The 729-nt window shown below is 59.1% G+C and carries 1 protein-coding gene; it reads right to left on the reverse strand.

The window, feature by feature from the left end:
* The coding region (locus NKJ01_RS36285) for a protein-L-isoaspartate O-methyltransferase family protein (protein ID WP_352735394.1) at positions 1-442 on the reverse strand (442 nt) is incomplete at its 3' end.
* Between the last annotated feature and the right edge of the window lie 287 nt (positions 443-729).

Raw genomic sequence — 729 nt, forward strand, 5'->3', positions numbered from 1 at the left:
CTCCGACACGAATGGCGACATTGGAGAAGCCAAGGCCCTGCAGCAGAGTCTCGGCATGGCTTGCGAATTCCTCGATGATTTCGACGCTCCAAACTTGTCCGGCGAGTTCCGCGAGGATTGCGGTTTGATAGCCCAGGCCGGTGCCGACCTCGAGCACTGCCTCGTGCGGTTGGGGAGCAAGGAGATCGGTCATCAGAGCGACAATGAAGGGCTGCGAGACGGTCTTATCGAAGCCGATCGGCAGCGGCATGTCCTGGTAGGCATAGGACGCGACCTGGGCTGGTACGAAAAGATGCCGCGGGATCCGACGCATCGATGCCATCACTCGCTCATCGAGCGTTGCCTTGCCGAGTTCTTCGCTTGCAAGGTCGGCATGGATCGCAATCATCTCGACCATGTGCCTGCGTAAAATCGCAAGGTGCTCTTCGGTCATCGGTTTCATGACGGTGGGGCTTTCTCCAACCAGTCTGCTGCCAGATACAGTCTACCACTGTCGCGAATCGAAAGGCGATCCTCGGTGTGCGCTCGAAGTGGCGGGCCCGGGCCTGGAAGCAGGAAGGCTGACGCTCCGCAGAGGCCAGTGCCGCCGCCGAGATTCTCGGCGCGGACATCGAGTTCTTCGACGCCGACGACTAAATCCACATGTCACAGGCCGATTGGCGAATGTGGTGCAAGTTTCTTGTCGCTGAGAGTAAAGCCGGTTCTTCTGTCGTGCAGAAGATCTCCCCT

Origin of the sequence: Mesorhizobium sp. M0276 (genome assembly GCF_040321755.1) — a bacterium.
GTDB lineage: Bacteria > Pseudomonadota > Alphaproteobacteria > Rhizobiales > Rhizobiaceae > Mesorhizobium.